The 18,270-nt window shown below is 71.4% G+C and carries 17 protein-coding genes; 7 read left to right on the top strand and 10 right to left on the bottom strand.

What is annotated here, in order from left to right:
* Window positions 1-91: 91 nt before the first annotated feature.
* Both AB0N02_RS13260 and AB0N02_RS13265 read right to left on the bottom strand, forming a co-directional pair.
* Complete coding sequence (locus AB0N02_RS13260) at window positions 92-1,279, bottom strand: cytochrome P450 (protein ID WP_363945533.1); 1,188 nt, start codon at window positions 1,277-1,279, stop codon at window positions 92-94.
* A 234-nt stretch (window positions 1,280-1,513) separates the two neighbouring features.
* Window positions 1,514-1,825 (bottom strand): hypothetical protein, encoded by a 312-nt coding sequence (locus AB0N02_RS13265; RefSeq protein ID WP_363945535.1) that lies wholly within the window; start codon window positions 1,823-1,825, stop codon window positions 1,514-1,516.
* Window positions 1,826-2,098: 273 nt separating this feature from the next.
* Here AB0N02_RS13265 and AB0N02_RS13270 point away from each other — a divergent pair, with 273 nt between their 5' ends.
* The 6 genes from AB0N02_RS13270 to AB0N02_RS13295 all read left to right on the top strand — a co-directional run bounded on the left by AB0N02_RS13270 (window position 2,099) and on the right by AB0N02_RS13295 (window position 10,174).
* Entirely contained in the window at window positions 2,099-2,521 is a 423-nt protein-coding gene (locus tag AB0N02_RS13270) for an ester cyclase (RefSeq protein WP_363945537.1), read from the top strand.
* 236 nt (window positions 2,522-2,757) lie between these two features.
* Entirely contained in the window at window positions 2,758-6,447 is a 3,690-nt protein-coding gene (locus AB0N02_RS13275) for a nitrate reductase subunit alpha (protein ID WP_363945539.1), read from the top strand.
* Window positions 6,447-8,069 (top strand): nitrate reductase subunit beta, encoded by a 1,623-nt coding sequence (narH, locus tag AB0N02_RS13280; protein WP_363945541.1) that lies wholly within the window; start codon window positions 6,447-6,449, stop codon window positions 8,067-8,069. Before AB0N02_RS13275 ends, narH begins: the two co-directional genes overlap by 1 nt.
* Window positions 8,066-8,698, top strand: coding sequence for a nitrate reductase molybdenum cofactor assembly chaperone (gene narJ / locus AB0N02_RS13285; RefSeq protein WP_363945543.1), 633 nt, complete (start codon window positions 8,066-8,068; stop codon window positions 8,696-8,698). Before narH ends, narJ begins: the two co-directional genes overlap by 4 nt.
* The gene (narI, locus tag AB0N02_RS13290; RefSeq protein WP_363945545.1) at window positions 8,695-9,447 is read left to right on the top strand and encodes a respiratory nitrate reductase subunit gamma; all 753 of its coding nucleotides are present in this window, start codon (window positions 8,695-8,697) and stop codon (window positions 9,445-9,447) included. The genes narJ and narI overlap by 4 nt, the downstream gene beginning before the upstream one ends.
* A gap of 211 nt (window positions 9,448-9,658) precedes the next feature.
* Complete coding sequence (locus AB0N02_RS13295) at window positions 9,659-10,174, top strand: lytic polysaccharide monooxygenase auxiliary activity family 9 protein (protein ID WP_363945546.1); 516 nt, start codon at window positions 9,659-9,661, stop codon at window positions 10,172-10,174.
* 86 nt (window positions 10,175-10,260) lie between these two features.
* Here the strand turns inward: AB0N02_RS13295 and AB0N02_RS13300 are convergent, their stop codons facing one another.
* The 5 genes from AB0N02_RS13300 to AB0N02_RS13320 all read right to left on the bottom strand — a co-directional run bounded on the left by AB0N02_RS13300 (window position 10,261) and on the right by AB0N02_RS13320 (window position 15,608).
* A complete protein-coding gene (locus AB0N02_RS13300; protein WP_363945548.1) occupies window positions 10,261-11,688 on the bottom strand; it encodes an FAD-binding oxidoreductase in 1,428 nt (475 codons plus the stop codon).
* Between the two features lie 211 nt (window positions 11,689-11,899).
* On the bottom strand, window positions 11,900-12,127 hold the full coding sequence (locus AB0N02_RS13305; protein ID WP_363945550.1) for a PLD nuclease N-terminal domain-containing protein: 228 nt from the start codon (window positions 12,125-12,127) through the stop codon (window positions 11,900-11,902).
* A gap of 199 nt (window positions 12,128-12,326) precedes the next feature.
* Window positions 12,327-13,820 (bottom strand): AAA family ATPase, encoded by a 1,494-nt coding sequence (locus AB0N02_RS13310; protein WP_363945552.1) that lies wholly within the window; start codon window positions 13,818-13,820, stop codon window positions 12,327-12,329.
* Window positions 13,821-14,019: 199 nt separating this feature from the next.
* Window positions 14,020-14,871 carry a universal stress protein gene (locus tag AB0N02_RS13315; protein WP_363945554.1) on the bottom strand — a complete coding sequence of 284 codons (852 nt, stop codon included), beginning with the start codon at window positions 14,869-14,871 and terminating at the stop codon, window positions 14,020-14,022.
* A gap of 200 nt (window positions 14,872-15,071) precedes the next feature.
* Window positions 15,072-15,608, bottom strand: a complete 537-nt coding sequence (locus AB0N02_RS13320; RefSeq protein WP_363945555.1) for an STAS domain-containing protein — start codon at window positions 15,606-15,608, stop codon at window positions 15,072-15,074.
* Window positions 15,609-15,962: 354 nt separating this feature from the next.
* Here AB0N02_RS13320 and AB0N02_RS13325 point away from each other — a divergent pair, with 354 nt between their 5' ends.
* Window positions 15,963-16,385, top strand: a complete 423-nt coding sequence (locus AB0N02_RS13325; protein WP_363945557.1) for an OsmC family protein — start codon at window positions 15,963-15,965, stop codon at window positions 16,383-16,385.
* Between the two features lie 164 nt (window positions 16,386-16,549).
* Here AB0N02_RS13325 and AB0N02_RS13330 read toward each other — a convergent pair whose 3' ends face one another.
* From AB0N02_RS13330 to AB0N02_RS13340, 3 genes are all read right to left on the bottom strand, one after another.
* The gene (locus AB0N02_RS13330) at window positions 16,550-16,942 is read right to left on the bottom strand and encodes a peptidase inhibitor family I36 protein (RefSeq protein WP_363945559.1); all 393 of its coding nucleotides are present in this window, start codon (window positions 16,940-16,942) and stop codon (window positions 16,550-16,552) included.
* A gap of 194 nt (window positions 16,943-17,136) precedes the next feature.
* Window positions 17,137-17,895: a hypothetical protein gene (locus AB0N02_RS13335; protein WP_363945561.1), complete on the bottom strand. Its 759-nt coding sequence runs from the start codon at window positions 17,893-17,895 to the stop codon at window positions 17,137-17,139.
* Entirely contained in the window at window positions 17,892-18,269 is a 378-nt protein-coding gene (locus tag AB0N02_RS13340; protein ID WP_363945562.1) for a PadR family transcriptional regulator, read from the bottom strand. Before AB0N02_RS13340 ends, AB0N02_RS13335 begins: the two co-directional genes overlap by 4 nt.
* Window position 18,270 lies beyond the last annotated feature (1 nt).

The following is an 18,270-nucleotide window of genomic DNA, read 5'->3' on the forward strand; positions in this document are numbered from 1 at the left end:
CCTCCCCCACGATCCGCGGGCCACGGCGCCCCTCCCCCGGCTTCCGGCACGAGGCCGGGGCCGGGGCCGGGGGAAGAGGCGCCGTCCCGGGTCACCAGGTGATCGCGACGCGCTCGACCCCTCCGCCGAGTGCGGTCTTGTGCTCGACCAGTTCCTCGACGGGTACGGCGAGGGCCAGCGTGGGGAAGCGCCGGAACAGGCTGCCGAACACCGTCCGCAGCTCCACCCTGGCCAGGCTCGCCCCGATGCAGTAGTGGACCGCGTAGCCGAATCCGAGGTGCTGGTGGCCGAGGTCGCGGGCGATGTCGAAGCGGTCGGGGTCGGCGAAGGCCCGCTCGTCGCGGTTGGCCGCCGTCATGGCGATGATCACCGCATCTCCGCGTTCGATCTCCACACCGCCGATGGTCACGTCCTCGTGGGCGTAGCGGGGCATGCCGTGGTTGCTCGGCGCTGACATCCGCAGGATCTCCTCGACCGCCCCCTCCGCCAGCGACGGGTCGGCGACCAGGGCGTCGCGCTGCCCGGGATTGGACAGCAGCAGGAGCACGCCGTAGTCGATCTGGTTGACGGTCGTCTCGTGGCCCGCGAACAACAGCCCCGCCGACAGCAGGGCGGCCTCCTCATCGGACACGTCGCCGGCCATCGCCAGATCGGAGAACACGTCTTCGGCCGGGTGCGCCCGCTTGTCGGCGACGATCTTCCCGGTGTACTCGCCCAGCGCGTCCATCGCGGCTTGGGCCCGCTGCGGATCGCGCAGGTCCGCCACCGTCTCGGCCAGTTTCCTGAAGTATTCGCGATCGCCGTACGGCACGCCGAGCAGTTCGCAGATCACCAGTATGGGCAGCGGCAGGGAGAGCTGCTCCCGCAGGTCGGCCGGGGGTCCCAGCTCGGCCATGTCGTCGAGGAGCCCGTCGACGAGCTCCTGGACACGCGGTGTGAGGGCCACCATCCTGCGGGCGGAGAAGGCGGGGGCGAAGATCCGGCGCATCCGCTCGTGCTTGGCCTTCTCCACCTCGATGCTCTCCTTGCGCGGGCCGCCGAGCAGCACCGAGCTGGAGATCCTGGCGGCCCGTTCGGGGACGGGGGTCGCGCGGCCGAGACGCCGGTCGGCGAAGGCCTCCCTGGCCTCGTCGTAGCCGGTCACCAGCCAGGCGACGTCGCCCGCCTGGGTTCGCACCCGGGTCACCGGCTCGCTGCCCCGCAGCGTGTGGTACATCTGCGGAAGATCGAGAGGGTTGCCCCGCTCAAAGGGGAGTTCGGGCAGGTCTACGGGATCCATAAAATCTTTGCCATAATCGCCCATGGCCGAGAGATACCCCCTGAAGTCGACGGCGGACCGTTCTCCAAACCTCTCACCAAACGCTTTGTCCGACAAGGAGATATTTATTGCTCTGAATCAGCAATTATTTGACGATATACGGCAAGGATTAAGGATCTTACGACCGTCTTGACTCATCTTAACCGTCCTGGTGCATGTCGGAGGCCGGGATCGGAACTCCAGGCGTCGCCTCCCTCAGGACGCCCGCCCCGGACTCCTCGACGCCGCCGTGCGTGAGGCGGCGCGGGCGCCGAGACGGCCGCCCCGGGCGGCCCCGTCACCGGCCGCCGGCGGGAGATGGATCGCGCCGTGGACGCCGAGTGCCTCGTCGACGGTGATGATCGCCACGTGCGGCGCGCCGAAGAGGCCGAAGTTCTTCATCGTCTGCGCGGCCGACGCCTCGCGGTCGCCCGGCTCGATCCCGACGCTCGTGTACAGCCGCGGCGCGCCCGCGCGAACTCGGACCGCGGCCCGAGTCCCGTTTCGAGGGAAACTCCGTTTCCGCACGGAAACGACGTCGACCGGATTCCGGGCGCGGCGGCGGACCGGCTCCGGGAGCGGTCATGGCCGGAGGACGCCGCTCCGGAGATCTCACCCACCGGGACGGCGACCGGCCGGTTCCGGCGGAACCGGCCTGGTCATATGCTCGGGATTAGCGGGTTTCCGCGAGATGTTCGCCTCAGCCGTGGCGATCGGCACAGCGGCCCTCCTCGGAGGTGACCGGCCGGAGGGAAGGCAGCCGCGTCGCACGCGTCCGCTCGCGGGGAGGAGGGCGACACCATGACCGACGCCCGGGAGGTTCGCGACGGCTACACCGCCGCGTTCAACCTTCACGACATGGACGCCTTGCTGCGCACCGTCAGCCCGGCCGGGGTAACCGTCAGCCCCGAAGGCCTGTCCCAGGGACACGAGGAGCTCGCCTCGTACCTGGAGGAGTTCTGGGAGGCGTTTCCGGACATCCGCGCGGTGGTCGTGGAGTCGTTCGACGTCGGCGACGACGTGACGGTCGACGAGGTGGTGATGGTGGGCACCCACAAGGGACCGTACCTCCTGCCCGACGGCCAGGTGATCCCGGCGACGGGCCGTCCCGTGTCGCTGCGCTGCTGCTATGTCTGCACGATCGAGAACCGGCTCATCGTGAGCCTGCGCCTCTACTTCGACCAGGCGGAGCTGTTCGCCCAGCTCGGTTCTCCCTGCCCGTGATCCCGCCTGCCCGCGCCGGGACCGCCCACACCCGGATCCGTGCAACTTCGCCGCCATTTTCTCCGAACGAGAAAACAAAGAACGCCCTCACCGTTTTCATCTGATTCGCCGGGTCGATTCCGGCGTCACCGCGGGCGCTCCCCCTCCAGATATCAAGCAATCAAATCACCACATTTCATCAAATGCGGCAATCAATATTCGCTTTGCCGGATATCGTGTTGAAGCGGGGTGATCCTATGGCAGAACCGTTGACCCCCTCGCGGCCCGGCGGCGAGCCGGTGGAGGCACTGCTGCGTGCCGCGCAGTTCTTCACCGCGGGCACACCGTCGCGGGACTACCGCGAGGTCCAGCACGACAACGGCCGCCAGGCCGAGGAGTTCTACCGTGAACGCTGGCGCCACGACAAGGTGGTCCGCTCCACGCACGGCGTGAACTGCACCGGCTCGTGCTCGTGGAAGGTCTACGTCAAGGACGGCATCATCACCTGGGAGACCCAGCAGACCGACTATCCCTCGGTCGGGGCGGACTCACCCGAGTACGAGCCGCGGGGCTGCCCGCGGGGAGCGTCGTTCTCCTGGTACACCTACTCCCCCGCACGGGTGCGCTATCCGTACGTCCGGGGTCCCCTGCTGGAGATCTGGCGGGAGGCGCGCGAACGGCTCGGCGACCCCGTCACCGCCTGGGCGGAGATCACCGATGATCCGGAACGCGCGGGCCGTTACAAGAGCGCGCGGGGAAAGGGGGGATTCGTCCGCTCCTCCTGGCCGGAGGTGAGCGAGCTGATCGCGGCCGCCCACGTGCACACGATCAAGAAGTACGGTCCCGACCGGGTCGCGGGGTTCTCCCCCATCCCGGGCATGTCGCTGGTGTCCTACACGGCGGGGACGCGCTTCCTGTCGATGATCGGCGGCACGATCCTGTCGTTCTACGACTGGTACGCCGACCTGCCGATCGCCTCGCCGCAGGTCCTCGGCGACCAGACCGACGTGCCCGAGTCCGGCGACTGGTGGAACTCCTCCTACCTGATGGTCTGGGGGACGAACCTGCCGATCACCCGTACCCCGGACGCGCACTTCATGACCGAGGCGCGCTACCGGGGCCAGAAGGTCGTGGTGGTCTCCCCTGACTACTCCGACCACACCAAGTTCGCCGACGACTGGCTGGCGGCCCGTCCCGGCACCGACGGAGCGCTGGCCATGGCGATGGGGCACGTCGTCCTGTCGGAGTTCTTCCGCGACCGCCAGGTCCCCTACTTCACCGGCTACGTCAAGTCCTACACCGACCTGCCGCTCCTGGTGACGCTGGCCGAGCGCGGCGAGACGTACGTGCCGGACCGCTTCCTGACCGCCGCCGACCTCGGCGACACCGGTGAGGGGGCGGCGCACAAGCAGGTGCTGCTCGACGCGGCGGACGGTGCGCCGAAGGTGCCCGGCGGCTCGCTCGGCTTCCGCTTCGGCGAGTCGGGCAAGGGCCGCTGGAACCTCGACCTGGGCGGGATCGATCCGCTGCTGACGCTGTACGGCAGGCACACCGAGGCGGTCCCGGTGGACCTGCCCCGCTTCGACGTCGGCGCGACCGAGGGCGGCACGACCGTGCGCCGCGGGGTACCGGTGACGCGGATCGCCGGCCGTCTGGTGACGACGGTCTTCGACCTGGTGATGGCGCACTACGCCGTACGGCGCGACGGGCTGCCCGGCCGGTGGCCCTCCGGGTACGACGACCCCGTGCCGTTCACCCCGGCCTGGCAGGAGACGATCACCTCCGTACCGGCCGCCGCGGCCGTCCGGGTCGCCCGGGAGTTCGCCCGCAACGCGGAGGTCTCCCGGGGCCGGTCGATGATCTGCATGGGCGGCGGCACCAACCAGTGGTGCCACTCCGACCAGACCTACCGGTCCTTCCTCACCCTGATCATGCTGTGCGGCTGCCAGGGGGTGAACGGCGGGGGCTGGGCGCACTACGTCGGGCAGGAGAAGATCCGCCCGCTCACCGGCTGGACCCAGCTCGCGTTCGCGCTCGACTGGCAGCGCCCCACCAGGCAGACGGCCGCCACGCCGTACTGGTACATGCACACCGACCAGTGGCGGTACGAGCTGTTCGGCGCGGAGGAGCTCGCCAGCCCGCTCGGGCGCGGGCTGTTCACGGGCCGGTCCTTCGCCGACTGCGTCGTCCAGGCCCAGCGGCTGGGCTGGACGTCCGCGCAGCCGACCTTCGACCGCAACCCGCTCGACCTCGCCGACGAGGCCGCGCGGGCCGGCCGCCCGGTCTCCGACCACATCGTGGACGAGCTGAAGGCGGGACGGCTGCGCTTCGCGGCGGAGGATCCCGACGATCCGCGCAACTTCCCGCGTGTCCTCACCCTCTGGCGGGCCAACCTGTTCGGCTCGTCGGGCAAGGGCATGGAGTACTTCATGCGGCACCTGCTCGGCGCCGACGACGCGATCCGGGCCGGGGAGTCGCCGCCCCGCGTGCGCCCGGCCGAGGTGACCTGGCACGCCGAGGCGCCCCGCGGCAAGCTCGACCTGCTCGTCACGATCGACTTCCGGATGACCGGCACCTGCACCTACTCGGACGTGGTGCTGCCCGCCGCGACCTGGTACGAGAAGTACGACCTGTCGACCACGGACATGCACCCGTTCATCCACTCCTTCAACCCGGCCATCGCCCCGCCGTGGGAGGCGCGTTCGGACTTCGAGGCGTTCACCGCGATCGCCGAGGAGGTGTCCCGGCTCGGCGCCGTCCACCTGGGCACCCGTACGGACGTGGTCGCCGCGCCGCTCACCCACGACACCCCGGACGAGCTGGCCCAGCCGGGCGGCCGGGTCCTCGACTGGAAGGCCGGGCAGTGCGAGCCGGTGCCGGGCGTGACGATGCCGAAGCTGGTCACGATCGAGCGGGACTACGGTGCCGTGGCCGCCAGGATGGCGGCGCTCGGCCCGCTCGTCGACACCCTCGGCACCGCGGTGAAGGGGATCTCGTGGGTGCCGTCGGCCGCCGTGGAACAGCTCGGGCGGGACAACGGCCGGGTGCGCGGCGGGCCGGGCGACGGCCGTCCCTCGCTGACGCGCGACGTGCACATGGCCGAGGCGATCATGACGCTCTCCTGCAGCACCAACGGGCAGGTGGCCGCGCAGGCGTGGGAGGCGCTGCGGGAGCGCACGGGGGTGGGCTTCGACGATCTGGCGGAGGAGAGCGCCGAGCGCCGCATCACGTTCGCCGACACCCAGGTGCAGCCCAGGGCCGTGTTCGTCTCCCCGGAGTGGTCGGGCATGGAGAGCGACCGGCGCCGCTACTCGCCGTTCACGCTGAACGTCGAACGCGGGAAGCCGTGGCACACGCTGAGCGGGCGCATGCACTTCTTCCTCGACCACGACTGGCTCGCCGAGTACGGCGAGATCCTGCCGAACTACCGGCCGCCGCTCAACTACGCCCGGCTGTTCGGAGCCCAGGGGCTCGGGGAGGAGAACCGCCCGGAGGTGACGGTGCGCTATCTCACCCCGCACTCCAAGTGGTCGATCCACTCCGAGTACCAGGACAACCTGCACATGCTGCGGCTGTTCCGCGGCGGCCCGGTCATCTGGATGAGCGACCGGGACGCCGCGAAGATCGGCGTGGCGGACAACGACTGGATCGAGGCGTACAACCGCAACGGCGTGGTCGCCTGCCGTGCCGTGGTCAGCCACCGGATGCCCGAGGGGACGGTCTTCATGTACCACGCCAAGGACCGCAACCTGCTGACCCCCTACACGGAGATCTCCGGCTGGCCCGGAGGCGCGGACAACTCCCTGACCCGGGTGCTCGTCAAACCCACCCACATGATCGGCGGGTACGGCCAGCTGTCGTTCGCGTTCAACTACTACGGCCCCGCGGGGTTCCAGCGCGACGAGTTCGTGGTCATCCGCAGACGATCGCAGGAGGTGCGGTTCTGATGCGCATCATGGCGCAGGTCGCGATGGTGATGAACCTCGACAAGTGCATCGGCTGTCACACCTGCTCGGTCACCTGCAAGCAGACCTGGACCAACCGGCCCGGCCTCGAGTACGTCTACTTCAACAACGTCGAGACCAAGCCCGGCGTGGGCTACCCCAAACGCTACGAGGACCAGGAGAAGTGGCGGGGCGGCTGGACGCTGGACGGGAAGGGACGGCTCCGCCTCAAGGCGGGCGGCCGGCTGCGGCGCCTGCTGGAGATGTTCTACAACCCCGATCTGCCGTCGATCGACGACTACGGGGAACCGTGGACCTACGACTACGGCACCGTCATCGACGCGCCGCTGGGCACGCCCAACCCCAGCGCGCACTCGATCTCCACCCTCACCGGCAGGGACATGCGCATCCGGTGGGGCAGCAACTTCGACGACGACCTGGCGGGCGCGCCGGAGCACGCCCTGGACGACCCGAACCTCGCCGGGCTCGAAGAGCGGGTGCGGATGGAGTTCGAGCAGGTCTTCATGTTCTACCTGCCCCGCATCTGCGAGCACTGCCTGAACCCCTCGTGCGTGGCCTCGTGCCCGTCGGGGGCGATGTACAAGCGGAACGAGGACGGCATCGTCCTGGTCGACCAGAACCGGTGCCGGGGCTGGCGGTTCTGCGTGTCGGGCTGCCCGTACAAGAAGGTGTACTTCAACTACAAGACCGGCAAGGCCGAGAAGTGCACGTTCTGCTTCCCCAGGATCGAGTCGGGTGAGCCGACGATCTGCTCGGAGACGTGCGTCGGGCGGCTGCGCTACCTCGGGCTGCTCCTCTACGACGCGGACGCGGTGCTCGGCGCCGCGTCGGCCCCGGACCCGCAGGACCTGTACGAGGCGCAGCTGTCGGTGTTCCTCGACCCGGAGGACCCGGCGATCCGGGCGGAGGCCGCGCGCCAGGGCATCGCGGACGACTGGATCGAGGCGGCCCGCCGCTCCCCGGTGCACGCGCTGGCCGTACGTCACCGGGTGGCGCTGCCGCTGCATCCCGAGTTCCGGACGCTGCCCATGGTCTGGTACATCCCGCCCCTGTCGCCGGTCGCCGACGTGGTGCACGCCGAGGGATACGACCCCGCCGACCCCGACCGGGTCTTCGCCACCATCGACTCGCTGCGCGTGCCCGTCGAGTATCTGGCCAACCTCTTCACCGCGGGCAGGGTGGAGACCGTGCGCCTGGTGCTGCGCAGGCTCGCCGCGGTCAGGGCGACCATGCGGGCCGTACAGCTGGGCCGGGACCCCGGCGAGGACCTGCCGCGCTCGGTCGGCATGACCGCGGACGACGTCGACGACCTGTACCGGCTGCTGGCGATCGCCAAGTACGAGGAGCGCTACGTCATCCCGCGGGTCCACGCGGAGGAGGCCGGGGCGCTGACCGCCCAGCACCAGCAGCTGTTCTGCAGCCTCGACGGCGACGGCGGGCCCGGCATGGGCGGCCAGGGGTATCCGCCCCCGGCCGGAAGCCCGTCCTCGTCCGAGGGACCTCCCATGTTCCGCGGGAACGACGGGCGGACGCACGCCAACCTGCTCGGCTGGGACGGCACCGGCGACCCCTCACGCCTGTTCCCCGGGCAGGACACGGCATGAACGGGACGGAGACGGCCTTCAAACTCGCGTCGGTGCTGCTGCAGTATCCGGTCCCGGCCCTCTCTGAGGGGGTGGACCGGCTCGACGAGGCCGCGCGCGCCACGCCCAGGGCGGCGCGCGCGGAGTTCGCCGCCTTCCTCGCCTGGCTGCGGGCGACCCCGCCGGGCGAGGTCGCCCGGCACTACGTGGAGACCTTCGACCTGCACCACCGCTGCGCGCTCTACCTGAGCTACCACCGGTACGGCGACACGCGCAAACGCGGGATGGCGATGCTCGCCTACAAGGCCGCCTACCGCCGCGCGGGATTCCGGCCGCCGGAGAACGAACTGCCCGACTTCCTGCCGCTGGTGCTCGAGTTCGCCGCGCTCAGCCGGGAGGGGGTGGGGCTGCTACGCCGCCGCCGTACCGACCTCGACCTGCTCCGCCGGGCGCTCGAGGCGGCGGGCACGCCGTACGCGCACGTCGTCGAGGCGGTCTGCGCGCTGCTTCCGAGACTGCGGCGCGAGGAGCTCCGGACGGTGCGGGCGCTGTGGGAGAACGGGCCGCCCACCGAGGAGGTCGGCCTGGAACCGTTCGCACCGCCCGAGTATCTGTCGGGACGGCCTCCGGAACCGGGGAGGCGGTCATGACCGAGCCGAGCACCCTGGATGTGTTCTGGTGGGTCATCCTGCCGTACGTCGCCATGACCGTCTTCGTCGTCGGTCACGTCTGGCGGTGGCGCTACGACAGGTTCGGCTGGGACTGCTACTCGACCGAGCTCCTGGAGCACCGCCTGCTCAAGTGGGGCGCGCCGCTGTTCCACTACGGGGCGTTCGCCGCGATCCTCGGTCACGTCATGGGCATCCTCGTCCCCGTCTCGGTCACCCGCGCCCTCGGCGTCCCGGAGGGCGTCTACCGGTGGTTCTCGGCGGTGGGCGGCGCGCTGGCCGCGGTCGTCGTGATCGTCGGCATCGCGATCCTCGCGAGCCGCCGGATGTTCGTCGCACGGGTCAGGGCCACCACGGCGAAGATCGACTACGTCGCGCTGATCCTGCTGCTGATCATCGTGCTCACCGGGATCGCCCCAACCGTCGGCTGGAACCTCCTGGGCTCCGGCTACGACTACCGGCTCACCGTCGCCCCGTGGTTCCGCGGCCTGTTCATCGGATCGCCCGACGTCAGGGCCATGACGACCACCCCGGTGATCTACCAGCTCCACGCGACGGCCGCCTGGGCCATCTGGGCGGTCTGGCCGTTCAGCCGCCTGGTCCACGCCTGGAGCTTCCCGCTGTGGTACCTGTGGCGGCCGTTCGTCGTCTATCGCAGCCGCGGGGTCATCATGCCCCCGGAACCGGGTACCGCCGGCCGCAGATGGCGCAGGATCGGCGGACCGGCCTGAGATGCGCCGCCGGTGCCGGGACCCCGGCGCCAGGACAGGGAACGTGGCGACCGGAAGAGAACCATAAAGAAACTTAACTGACAATCTTCTTAACAGTTAGGCAGGGGTCGAGTTATGCTGCCGACGGCGCGCCACCCCGGCGTCGCCGTACGACCCGGCACCGACTCCGCGCGCCACAACCCCCCTGGCGCGTCGGGTGAAAGGAGCTCAGATGAGCGTCAGGAAACGGCTGCTCACAGCTCTCGCCCTCCTCGTGTCCGCCCCCCTGGCGGTGACCCTCTCCCCCGCGAGCCCGGCCAGCGCCCACGGCTGGATCACCTCCCCGCCCAGCCGGCAGGACATGTGCGCCAACAAGAAGGTCACCGGCTGCGGCGGACTGGAGTACGAACCGCAGAGCGTCGAGGCCCCCAAGGGATCCCGCCTGTGCAGCGGCGGCAGCCGCTGGAAGGTGCTCGACAACGAGAGCAAGGGCTGGCCGACGACGACGGTCTCCAGCACGGTCACCTTCCAGTGGCGGCTGAGCGCGGCGCACCGCACCAGCACCTGGCAGTACTACGTCGACGGCACCCTGTTCAAGACCTTCAACCAGGGCAACACCCAGCCGCCGTCGAACATCTCGCACTCCCTCAGCGGGCTGCCCAGCGGGCGCCACAAGATCCTCGCCGTCTGGAACGTCGCCGACACCGGGAACGCGTTCTACAACTGCGTCGACCTCCAGGTCCGCTGAGCCCGATCCAACGCCGCGGTCGCGGGCGGAAGGGACGTCCCCTCCGTCCACGGCCGTACCCGAAGACGCCCGTAGAGGGCCGGAGGCTACGCGGGCGGGATGTTGGCGTTGAGCCGGAACAGGTTCCGCGGATCGTAGCGTCCCTTGAGCTCGGTGAGCCGCCGGAGGTTCTCCCCGAAGGCCGCGGAGACGAGCTCGGGCGTCTTCGCGGGCTCCTCACCGTCGAAGTTCAGGTACGTTCCTCCCGTCGAGAGCTCCTCGGCCCGGCCGATCGTCCGGCGCACCCAGGCGACATGGTCCGCCGCGCCGTGGTGGTCGACCCAGTTGCCGTCCACGCTGAGCATGCAGCGCGCGTCGCGATCGCCGAACGCCGTGTCGTGCGGGCCCACGCGGCTCACCGCCCCGCCGAGCAACGGCACGTGGACCATGCTCTGCGGCGTGGTCCGCGCGAGCCCGCCGCCCACGATCAGATCCACCGCCCGGCCGGTCAGCTCCTTCAGGAAAAGGGACTTCCAGTAGCTGGCCAGCGCGCCCTTCGCGAAGAAGAAGTCGAAGGCCGACTGGAACATGCGGTACGGCATCGGGCCGCTCGGATCGGCGAGCGGGGTGCCCAGATGCCGGACCGGCCGCAGGACCTCCTCCCCCTCCTCGGGAGGTCCCGCGTACACGGCGCCGGTGATGAGCAGCTGCCGGCCGTGGACCTGCGGCGGCATGTGGGGGTCCTCCGGCGCCGTCCAGAACATGGCCCTGGTGGTGACCTCGTCGGGCACCGTGTCCGCCCAGTCGCGCCAGGCACGGAAGACCTCGCCGAAGTCGTCGGCGTACATCGGCACCGCGCACATGACGACCGGCCCGAGGGGGTGCGCGGTGAACTCGAAGGCCGTCACCACGCCGAAGTTGCCGCCGCCGCCGCGCAGCCCCCAGAACAGGTCCGCGTTCTCCGACTCGCTCGCCCGCAGCAGCCGCCCGTCGGCGGTGACGATCTCGGCCGCCCGCAGATTGTCGCAGGACAGGCCGTATTTACGGTGCAGCCATCCGATGCCGCCGCCCAGCGTGAGCCCCGCGACACCGGTCGTGGACACGATGCCCCCGGCGACCACGAGGCCGAAGACCTGGGTTTCCCGGTCGACGTCCCCCCACGTCGCGCCGCCCTGGACACGGACCGTCCGGGAGCCGGGATCGACCCAGACGCCCCGCATCCCGGACAGGTCGATCAGCAGGCCGCGGTCGCGGACGCTGTGACCGGCGACGCTGTGGCCGCCGCCGCGCACCGCCGCCAGCAGGCCGTGCTCGCGGGCCAGATCGACGGCGTCGATGACGTCCGCCGCGCCCGAGCACCTCATGACGAGGGCGGGCCGGCGGTCGATCAGCGCGTTCTGGACCGCCCGCACCTCGTCGTAGCCGTCGTCCTCCCGCGTGAGGAGGGAACCGTGGAAGGTCGTCCGGAGTTCCGCGAGCTTCTCGTCGTCCAGCGTGGCGGTCCCGCCCGAGAGCCTCTCGACCTCGATCGGCATCGGCTTCTCCCTCCATGACCGGCGGGTGTCCCCGAGGCGCGGGCGTCCCGGAACGGGGATGTGCTCCTCTCCCGTCAGGCTACGCCCGCCGCGTGCGAGACCCGCGTGGCGGCCCCCGCCGGCGCCCCGGTGATCGGCGATCGTGGGCCGGTCAGCGGGCGCCGGCCGGGGCCGCCGTCACAAACGTCACCGCGTCACGAACGTCACCGCGTCACGAGCGGCGCCGGCGGCCGAACAGCAGGTAGGCCAGCGGACCGACGGGCTGGACGAACAGGGCCGGCCACCACAGCGGTTTGGCCCCCTTCACCTCGTCCGCGGGCCTGCGCCACAGGTCGACGACGGCCGTGGCGGTGAGGGAGAGCTCGACCGAGGCGAGGACCAGGATCGCGGCGCGCTGCCGCTCCGACAGGTCCCGCCACCGCTTCCGTGTGCTGTTCACATCTTCTCCTTGAAGGGGTTGGCATTCTGTGGACGTCCGGCACCGACGCATGACGGCGCCCGCCCTTTCGGCGGGCGGGCGTCGCGGTCCCGGGACGGGTGTGGTGAGCCGCCGTCTGTCTCGGCGCCGGGGAGGCACCGGGGAGGCGCTTACCGGCGGCGGCACCCGTGGAACCGTACGCCGCCGGTCCGCGCCCCGATCAGCCGGGTTCCATCTGGGGGCGCCGGAACCGGCGGGGCGCCTCGGCCCAGCGGGCGTGGATCACCGCCAGCGCCCGCTCCAGCGCCTGCTCCGGGGACGCGCTGGTGTCGATCTCGATCGCGTCGGGCCAGGGGGCCATCCGCTCCGTCATGATCTCGGCGATCGCCCGGTCGGCGTCGGAGACCCCGCCGGTACGGGCCGCCAGGCGTTCGACCGTGACCTGCGGCAGAGCGGTGCACAGCAGGGAGACGCGGTCGCTGGAGGTTCGCCGGGCGAGGTGTCCGGCCGCCGCCCGGCGCTCCTCGTCGATCCAGGAGGCGTCGAGAATGACGGACTCGCCGTGCTGAAGCAGCGTCCCGGCTCGCGACAGCAGTTCCGCGTAGGTGCGCTCGGTGTGCTCGGGGCTGTAGAGGCCCTCGCCGAAGGGGGCGGGCGCGGGCTGTTCGGGCGCGATGCCGGCCAGTTCCTTGCGGACGCGGTCGCTGTTCAGCAGGGTGTAGCCCAGGCGGTCGGCCAGCGCGGCGGCCAGCGTCGACTTGCCGGTCCCGGGTGATCCGCCGACGAGGACCAGGGTGACCGCGGCCGCCTGGAGGTGACGCAGCGTGAGCTCGGCGAGGCGGCGGGCCTCCCATGCCGCATCCGAGTTGTTCTGTTCGTGCCGGAAGCAGGCGACCTTGGCGCGGACGAAGGCCCGGTAGGCGACGTAGTGGTGCCACAGCGCGGGCGGAGCGGGATCGTCGGTGAACTCGACGTAGCGGTGCAGCAGCACCTCGGCCAGCCGGGGCGCGCCCAGCCGTTCCAGATCCATGGCCAGGAAGGCGACGTCGTCGAGACCGTCGACGAAGCGCAGCCGTTCGTCGAACTCCAGGCAGTCCAGGATGCGGGGGCCGTCGTCCAGGCAGAAGACGTCCTCGGCGAGCAGATCGCCGTGGCCGTCCACGACGCGGCCCTCCGCGACGCGGGTGGCGAACAGGGGTTCACGGCCGTCGAGGAAGCGTGTGGTGAGCCGTTCGATCTCCTGGACGGTCCCGGGATCGAGCGCCGCACCGGCGAGCGCCCGGACCTGGTCGATGTTCGCGGTCCAGCGGGACCGCAGGGCCTCCCGTCCTCCTTCCCGATCGATCCGCGGATCGTGGCGTGACCGTCCGTGCATGCCGGCGACCATCCGGGCGATCCGGAGCAGGTGCTCCTCGACCGGTTTTCCCGCGCGGACCAGGGCGGCGAGGCGGCGATCCTCGGGCATTCTCCGCATCACCACGAGGTGGTCGCAGACCTCTCCGTCCGGCCCCAGCACGTCGGCGACCCCCTCGTAGACGTCCGGGGCCAGCCGCCTGTTGAGCTCCACCTCCCGGTGGCAGGCGGCCTGCCTGGCCTGACGGGTGGTGAAGTCCAGGAAACCCACGTCCACCGGCTTCTTGAGCTTGAACGCGTGGTCCCCCATGAGGACCACGACGGCGATATGCGTCTCTTTGATCTGCGCCCACGGTCTCATCGACGGTGCCTCCGTGCTCCGGCCCGCTCCAGGCGACCGAGACACCGGACGAACGGGTGGGGCCGTCCCCGGCGTGGTCTCGGGTGGGGCAGGCTTCCCCCCTGCCTGACTCCTCCCCCGGTCACGGCCGGTGAACCGGTCTCCCCGGTCACGGATCGCGGCGGCCGGCGGCCGGCGGCCCGGACCGTCCCACGGGTGATCACGCCCGGACCACGGCCACCGGGCAGTGCGCGCGGTGGAGCACGCCACGGCTGACGGAGCCCATCACCATCGCGCCGAGGGCACCCCTGCCGTGGGACCCCACGACCAGCAGACCGGCCTGCGCCGAGACGTCCACCAGGGCCGGTACCGGGTGGGAGCACGTCACCTCCTGCACGACCTCGACTTCGGGGAACCTCTCCCGCCAGGGCGCGAGCGCGTCGGCGACCAGCCGCTGCTGCTCCTGCCGTATCCCGGCGATGTCATGGACCGTCTCCGGCATGAACGCGTGGAGCGGCACCTGCCAGGCGCGCAGAGCCCGCAGCCCGCCCCCGCGCAGCCGGGCCTGCTCGAAGGCGAAGCCCACGGCGGGCCCGCACTCCGGGGAGTCGTCGACGCCCACGACGACCTCGTCGCGCGTCTCGCCCCCGCCGGGTCTGACGACCACGACGGCGCCGGGCACGTGACCCGCCACCCGCAGGGTCACCGACCCCAGCACGGCTCCGGCGAAGCCGCCGAGCCCCCGGCCGCCGATCACCAGCTCGGTGGCCGTCCCCGCCAGATCGCGCAGGATCTCGGCCGGTGTTCCCCCGGCCAGCCCGGTCGTCACGTCGATGCCCGGCCGGCGTCCCGTGGCGGTCTTCACCGCCTCGGCGAGCACCTGTTCACCGGCCTGGGCCGTCGCGTCCTGCCAGCCGGGCGGAGGAAACGCCGAGATGCCGTACGGCCAGTGCTCCACGACGTGAACGATCCGCAGAGGCAGTTCCCTGCGCCCCGCGTCGTCCGCCGCCCACCTCACGGCCGCCGCGGCGGCGGGTGAGCCGTCGGTCGCGGCGACAATCGAGTCGACCATGGCTTTTCCTCCTGTTTCTCCCCCTCCATCGGAGCGCGGAGCAGGTGGTTCTCCCAGAGGCGATCGTCCCGAACCGGCAGGGACGTTGGCCCCGGCGGCGGCACCGCGGCGGCGTCCGGCCCATCGGCGGGTGCTCCGCGGCGACGTCCCGGCCTTTCACGCCCGCGCGTCACCCTCCGGACGCCTGTGGCGGTGTCCGGTCAGTTCGGGCTCTGCCCGGCCCCCCAGGGCGGCGGGCGCAGCACCGTCCAGCGTGACGGGGAGCGCGGTGCCGCCGGAGGCGAGGAGGGAAACGGCCCTCCACGGCCGGACGGTGCCCGGTACGGGAGGCCGGATCGGCCGGGCACGCGGACGACGGGGGTGAAGACGCGTTCGAGGCCGCTGACCTTCAGGAGCCAGAGCATCCGCTCCGACAGGCCGGTCAGCACCACCGTACCGCCCAGCGTCCGCGCGTCCTCGCCGCAGAGGTGGAGCACCTTCAGCCCCGAGGTGTCGCAGAAGGTGACGGCGGACAGGTCGAGCAGCACATCCGGCGCGTCACGGGAGATGACCGTGCCCACCGCCTCGCGCAGCGATCTCTCCGCGGTGATGTCCAGTTCGCCCCATACCGCCAGCGCGGCCATGCCGTCGAGTCCCGTCCGCGCGACCACGTGAAACGGCTCCCAAACGGCGGGCGGCACTTCGGCCTCGCTCGCGAAAGGCCCGCTCGGCCCGGGGCCGGGTTCGTTCGTCTCCATCAGGGATCTCCGGTGGAAGGCATCGTCACGAGCATCCTCACGGGAGCGTCCGCCGGTTCATAGGGCCGAAGGTCCCGAGGAGGAGGGCCGAACCGCCCCGGCGCGGTACGGCCGGCCGGGCACTCTCCGGCAGGCGGGGGCACCGCGGCCGCCGCCCGGAAACGGCCGGAACCCCCTGGTCAAGAGGGTCAGGGGCTTAGGACCCTGGCGTACCGGCACGGGCGGATGCAGGGTGGGGAGAAGGGAGGACGGCGAGGAGGGGCCGCGGCCGCCGCGCCGAAAGACGGGGGGACGTCCCCGCGAGCCGTCTCGCATCCGGGCGCCCGAGCTCCGAACACACCCGGGGGGCCACCCATGGAGCACAACCACAACGGCACCGTGAAGGTCGTCTGGCACGGCGGCGACCGCTTCGACATCCACGCGCGCCACCACATCATCCGCGTCGACCAGCTCAGGGACTTCGGCGGGGGCGACACCGGCCCCGACTCGGTCGAGCTGTTCGTCGGAAGTCTCGCCGCCTGCGCCGCCCATCGCGCCGAGCGTTACCTGCACCGCTGCCAGCTGCCCGCCGGTGTCACGGTCACCGTCCACTACGACCTGGGACTGCGTCCGGCTCGTGTCAGCCGGATCGAGCTGGTCGTCGAGGCCCCCGGTGTCCCGGCGGGACTCCGGGACTCTCTCGTCTCGGCCGTCGAGCACAGTGCGGTGTACAACTCCCTGCTGCTGCCGCCGGAGATCACCTTCCGGCTTCACACCGCGGAGGCCGCGGCGCCTTGACGGGGCGGATTCCCTGACAGAGCACGGGCCCCTGACGGGATGCGGGCTCCTTGACGGGATGCGGGTCACGGCGAAGGGCCCGCGGTCCTTCCGGAAACCGCGGGCCCCTCCCCCGCCTCCGGCGCTCACGCCGGGGAGGGGCCGGACGCCGAAGGCGCGCGAAGTCAGCAGGAGGGCGCCACGGCGTCGATCTTGCCGCCGAAGTCGTTGTCGTACACCCTGCGGTAGTCACCGCTGCGGACGACGCGCGTCTCCTTGCGGTCGGGGACGTGGATCCAGTTGATGAAGCAGCCGTTGGCCTGGGCCTTGAAGGATCCCACGTTGTCGTGCAGGGCCGGCGGCACGTCCACGTAGCCGTTGCCCGGGTTCCAGCACCACGAGGCGCCGGTGAAGTCCCGGCCGCTCCACAGGCAGATGTCACCGGCCGCGCTGCTCGCGGGCGCCCCCTGCGAGGCCGCGCGCGGAGCCGCCGAGGCGGGAACGGCGCAGGCCAGAAGGGCGAATCCGATGGCGGCCGCGGCCGTTGCGATCCGCGTGCCGTGTGTCGTCGAAATCATGCTGGTCTCTCCTCGTCTCGAGCTTCCCAGAGGGCTCTCAAAGAACCGCCGTCACAGCATGTAACAGAGTAAACACGTAGCGCTCCCACCTCGGGGATACAAGATTCGCACCCGCGGGCGGGAAGAACTGGCAGTCGCGCCAGGTGAGGGAGACCTCTCGAAATCGGCGGGTCCCGCGCCGGGAGGCCCGGCGCTCAGCGCCTCCCGCCGCGGCCCCGCGCGATCAGCCACAGCGTGACCGTCGCACCCAGCGCGCCCACGGCCGCTCCGGTGAGCAGCCCCAGGAGGGTGTCGAGGCCACCATCCCAGCCGCCGGGCTCCGCCGTACCGGCCCGCAGCGTCAGCAGCAGGGCCACCACCGTCAGCACCAGCACGACGGCGATCAGGGCGTAGAACTTCGGGCTGAGGAAGACGGCGCGCCCCGGCGGCCGCGGCGGGGCGGTCAGCTCCGCGGCGGGCCCCATGCTGGCGGCTCTGGGCCGCTTGAAGTACTCGAAGCACACCCAGGTGCCGCACGGCTCCCAGCCGTCGGGGGCGAGCAGGTCGAGCACACTCTGGCGGCGGCCGGGCGTGATCGGCTCCCTCCTGTACTCCCACTGCTGGGGATGCTCGGGGTCGCGTGCGCTGACGAACAGGCCCTTCCTGTCGACCCTGTCGACCTCCCAGCCCTGGGCGCCGTACTCGTTGAGCATCTTGACGTCGTGGAACAGGTCGGCGGTCCAGGACCAGGTGCGGGCGCCCGCGGCGGGCGGGGCCGGGGGAACCGCCAGTTCCCGGGCCAGTTCGGCCACCGGGCCGAACTCCTCCTCGGGGTCGCCGCCGCTTTCGACGAGATATCCCGCGAGGTCGTCGAGCGTGGCCCCGACCCGGTCGGCGGGCATGCCCGCCTCGGCCAGGGCCGCGGCGAGCTCGCCGAAGTAGCCGTCGGCCCTCTCGTCGGCACGGCCGCTCATCGATGACTCCCCTCGGGCGTGTTCCCCGGCCGGGGCGCCGCGGCGCCTCCTCCGGCCAGCACGGTGCGCACCGACTCGTCGAAGCTCAGCCAGAGTCCGCCCTGCTCGGCGAGCGTCTGCCTGCCCCGGTCGGTGAGCCGGTAGTAGCGGCGGCCGGGCCCGCGCTCGGCCACCCGGAACTCGGCGGTGACCAGCCCCGCCTCCTCCAGCCGGTTGAGCACCGGGTAGAGCGTGCCGCCCTTGATCTGACCGAGGCCCGACTCGGCGAGGTCCTTGGCGATCTCGTAACCGTAGTTCTCGCCGGCCGTCAGGCTGGCGAGGACCAGCAGGTCGAGCACGCCCTTGAGCCAGCTCGCGCGTCGGTCGCTCGTCATG

The organism is Streptosporangium sp. NPDC051022 (genome assembly GCF_040683035.1).
Classification (GTDB): domain Bacteria; phylum Actinomycetota; class Actinomycetes; order Streptosporangiales; family Streptosporangiaceae; genus Streptosporangium.

Bases quoted from the DNA above. Each gene is read 5' to 3' on its own strand.
- AB0N02_RS13260 (WP_363945533.1), bottom strand. From the start codon at position 1,279: ATGGATCCCGTAGACCTGCCCGAACTCCCCTTTGAGCGGGGCAACCCT.
- AB0N02_RS13270 (WP_363945537.1), top strand. From the start codon at position 2,099: ATGACCGACGCCCGGGAGGTTCGCGACGGCTACACCGCCGCGTTCAAC.
- AB0N02_RS13275 (WP_363945539.1), top strand. From the start codon at position 2,758: ATGGCAGAACCGTTGACCCCCTCGCGGCCCGGCGGCGAGCCGGTGGAG.
- narH (WP_363945541.1), top strand. From the start codon at position 6,447: ATGCGCATCATGGCGCAGGTCGCGATGGTGATGAACCTCGACAAGTGC.
- narJ (WP_363945543.1), top strand. From the start codon at position 8,066: ATGAACGGGACGGAGACGGCCTTCAAACTCGCGTCGGTGCTGCTGCAG.
- narI (WP_363945545.1), top strand. From the start codon at position 8,695: ATGACCGAGCCGAGCACCCTGGATGTGTTCTGGTGGGTCATCCTGCCG.
- AB0N02_RS13295 (WP_363945546.1), top strand. From the start codon at position 9,659: ATGAGCGTCAGGAAACGGCTGCTCACAGCTCTCGCCCTCCTCGTGTCC.
- AB0N02_RS13300 (WP_363945548.1), bottom strand. From the start codon at position 11,688: ATGCCGATCGAGGTCGAGAGGCTCTCGGGCGGGACCGCCACGCTGGAC.
- AB0N02_RS13310 (WP_363945552.1), bottom strand. From the start codon at position 13,820: ATGAGACCGTGGGCGCAGATCAAAGAGACGCATATCGCCGTCGTGGTC.
- AB0N02_RS13315 (WP_363945554.1), bottom strand. From the start codon at position 14,871: ATGGTCGACTCGATTGTCGCCGCGACCGACGGCTCACCCGCCGCCGCG.
- AB0N02_RS13320 (WP_363945555.1), bottom strand. From the start codon at position 15,608: ATGGAGACGAACGAACCCGGCCCCGGGCCGAGCGGGCCTTTCGCGAGC.
- AB0N02_RS13325 (WP_363945557.1), top strand. From the start codon at position 15,963: ATGGAGCACAACCACAACGGCACCGTGAAGGTCGTCTGGCACGGCGGC.
- AB0N02_RS13330 (WP_363945559.1), bottom strand. From the start codon at position 16,942: ATGATTTCGACGACACACGGCACGCGGATCGCAACGGCCGCGGCCGCC.
- AB0N02_RS13335 (WP_363945561.1), bottom strand. From the start codon at position 17,895: ATGAGCGGCCGTGCCGACGAGAGGGCCGACGGCTACTTCGGCGAGCTC.
- AB0N02_RS13340 (WP_363945562.1), bottom strand. From the start codon at position 18,269: ATGACGAGCGACCGACGCGCGAGCTGGCTCAAGGGCGTGCTCGACCTG.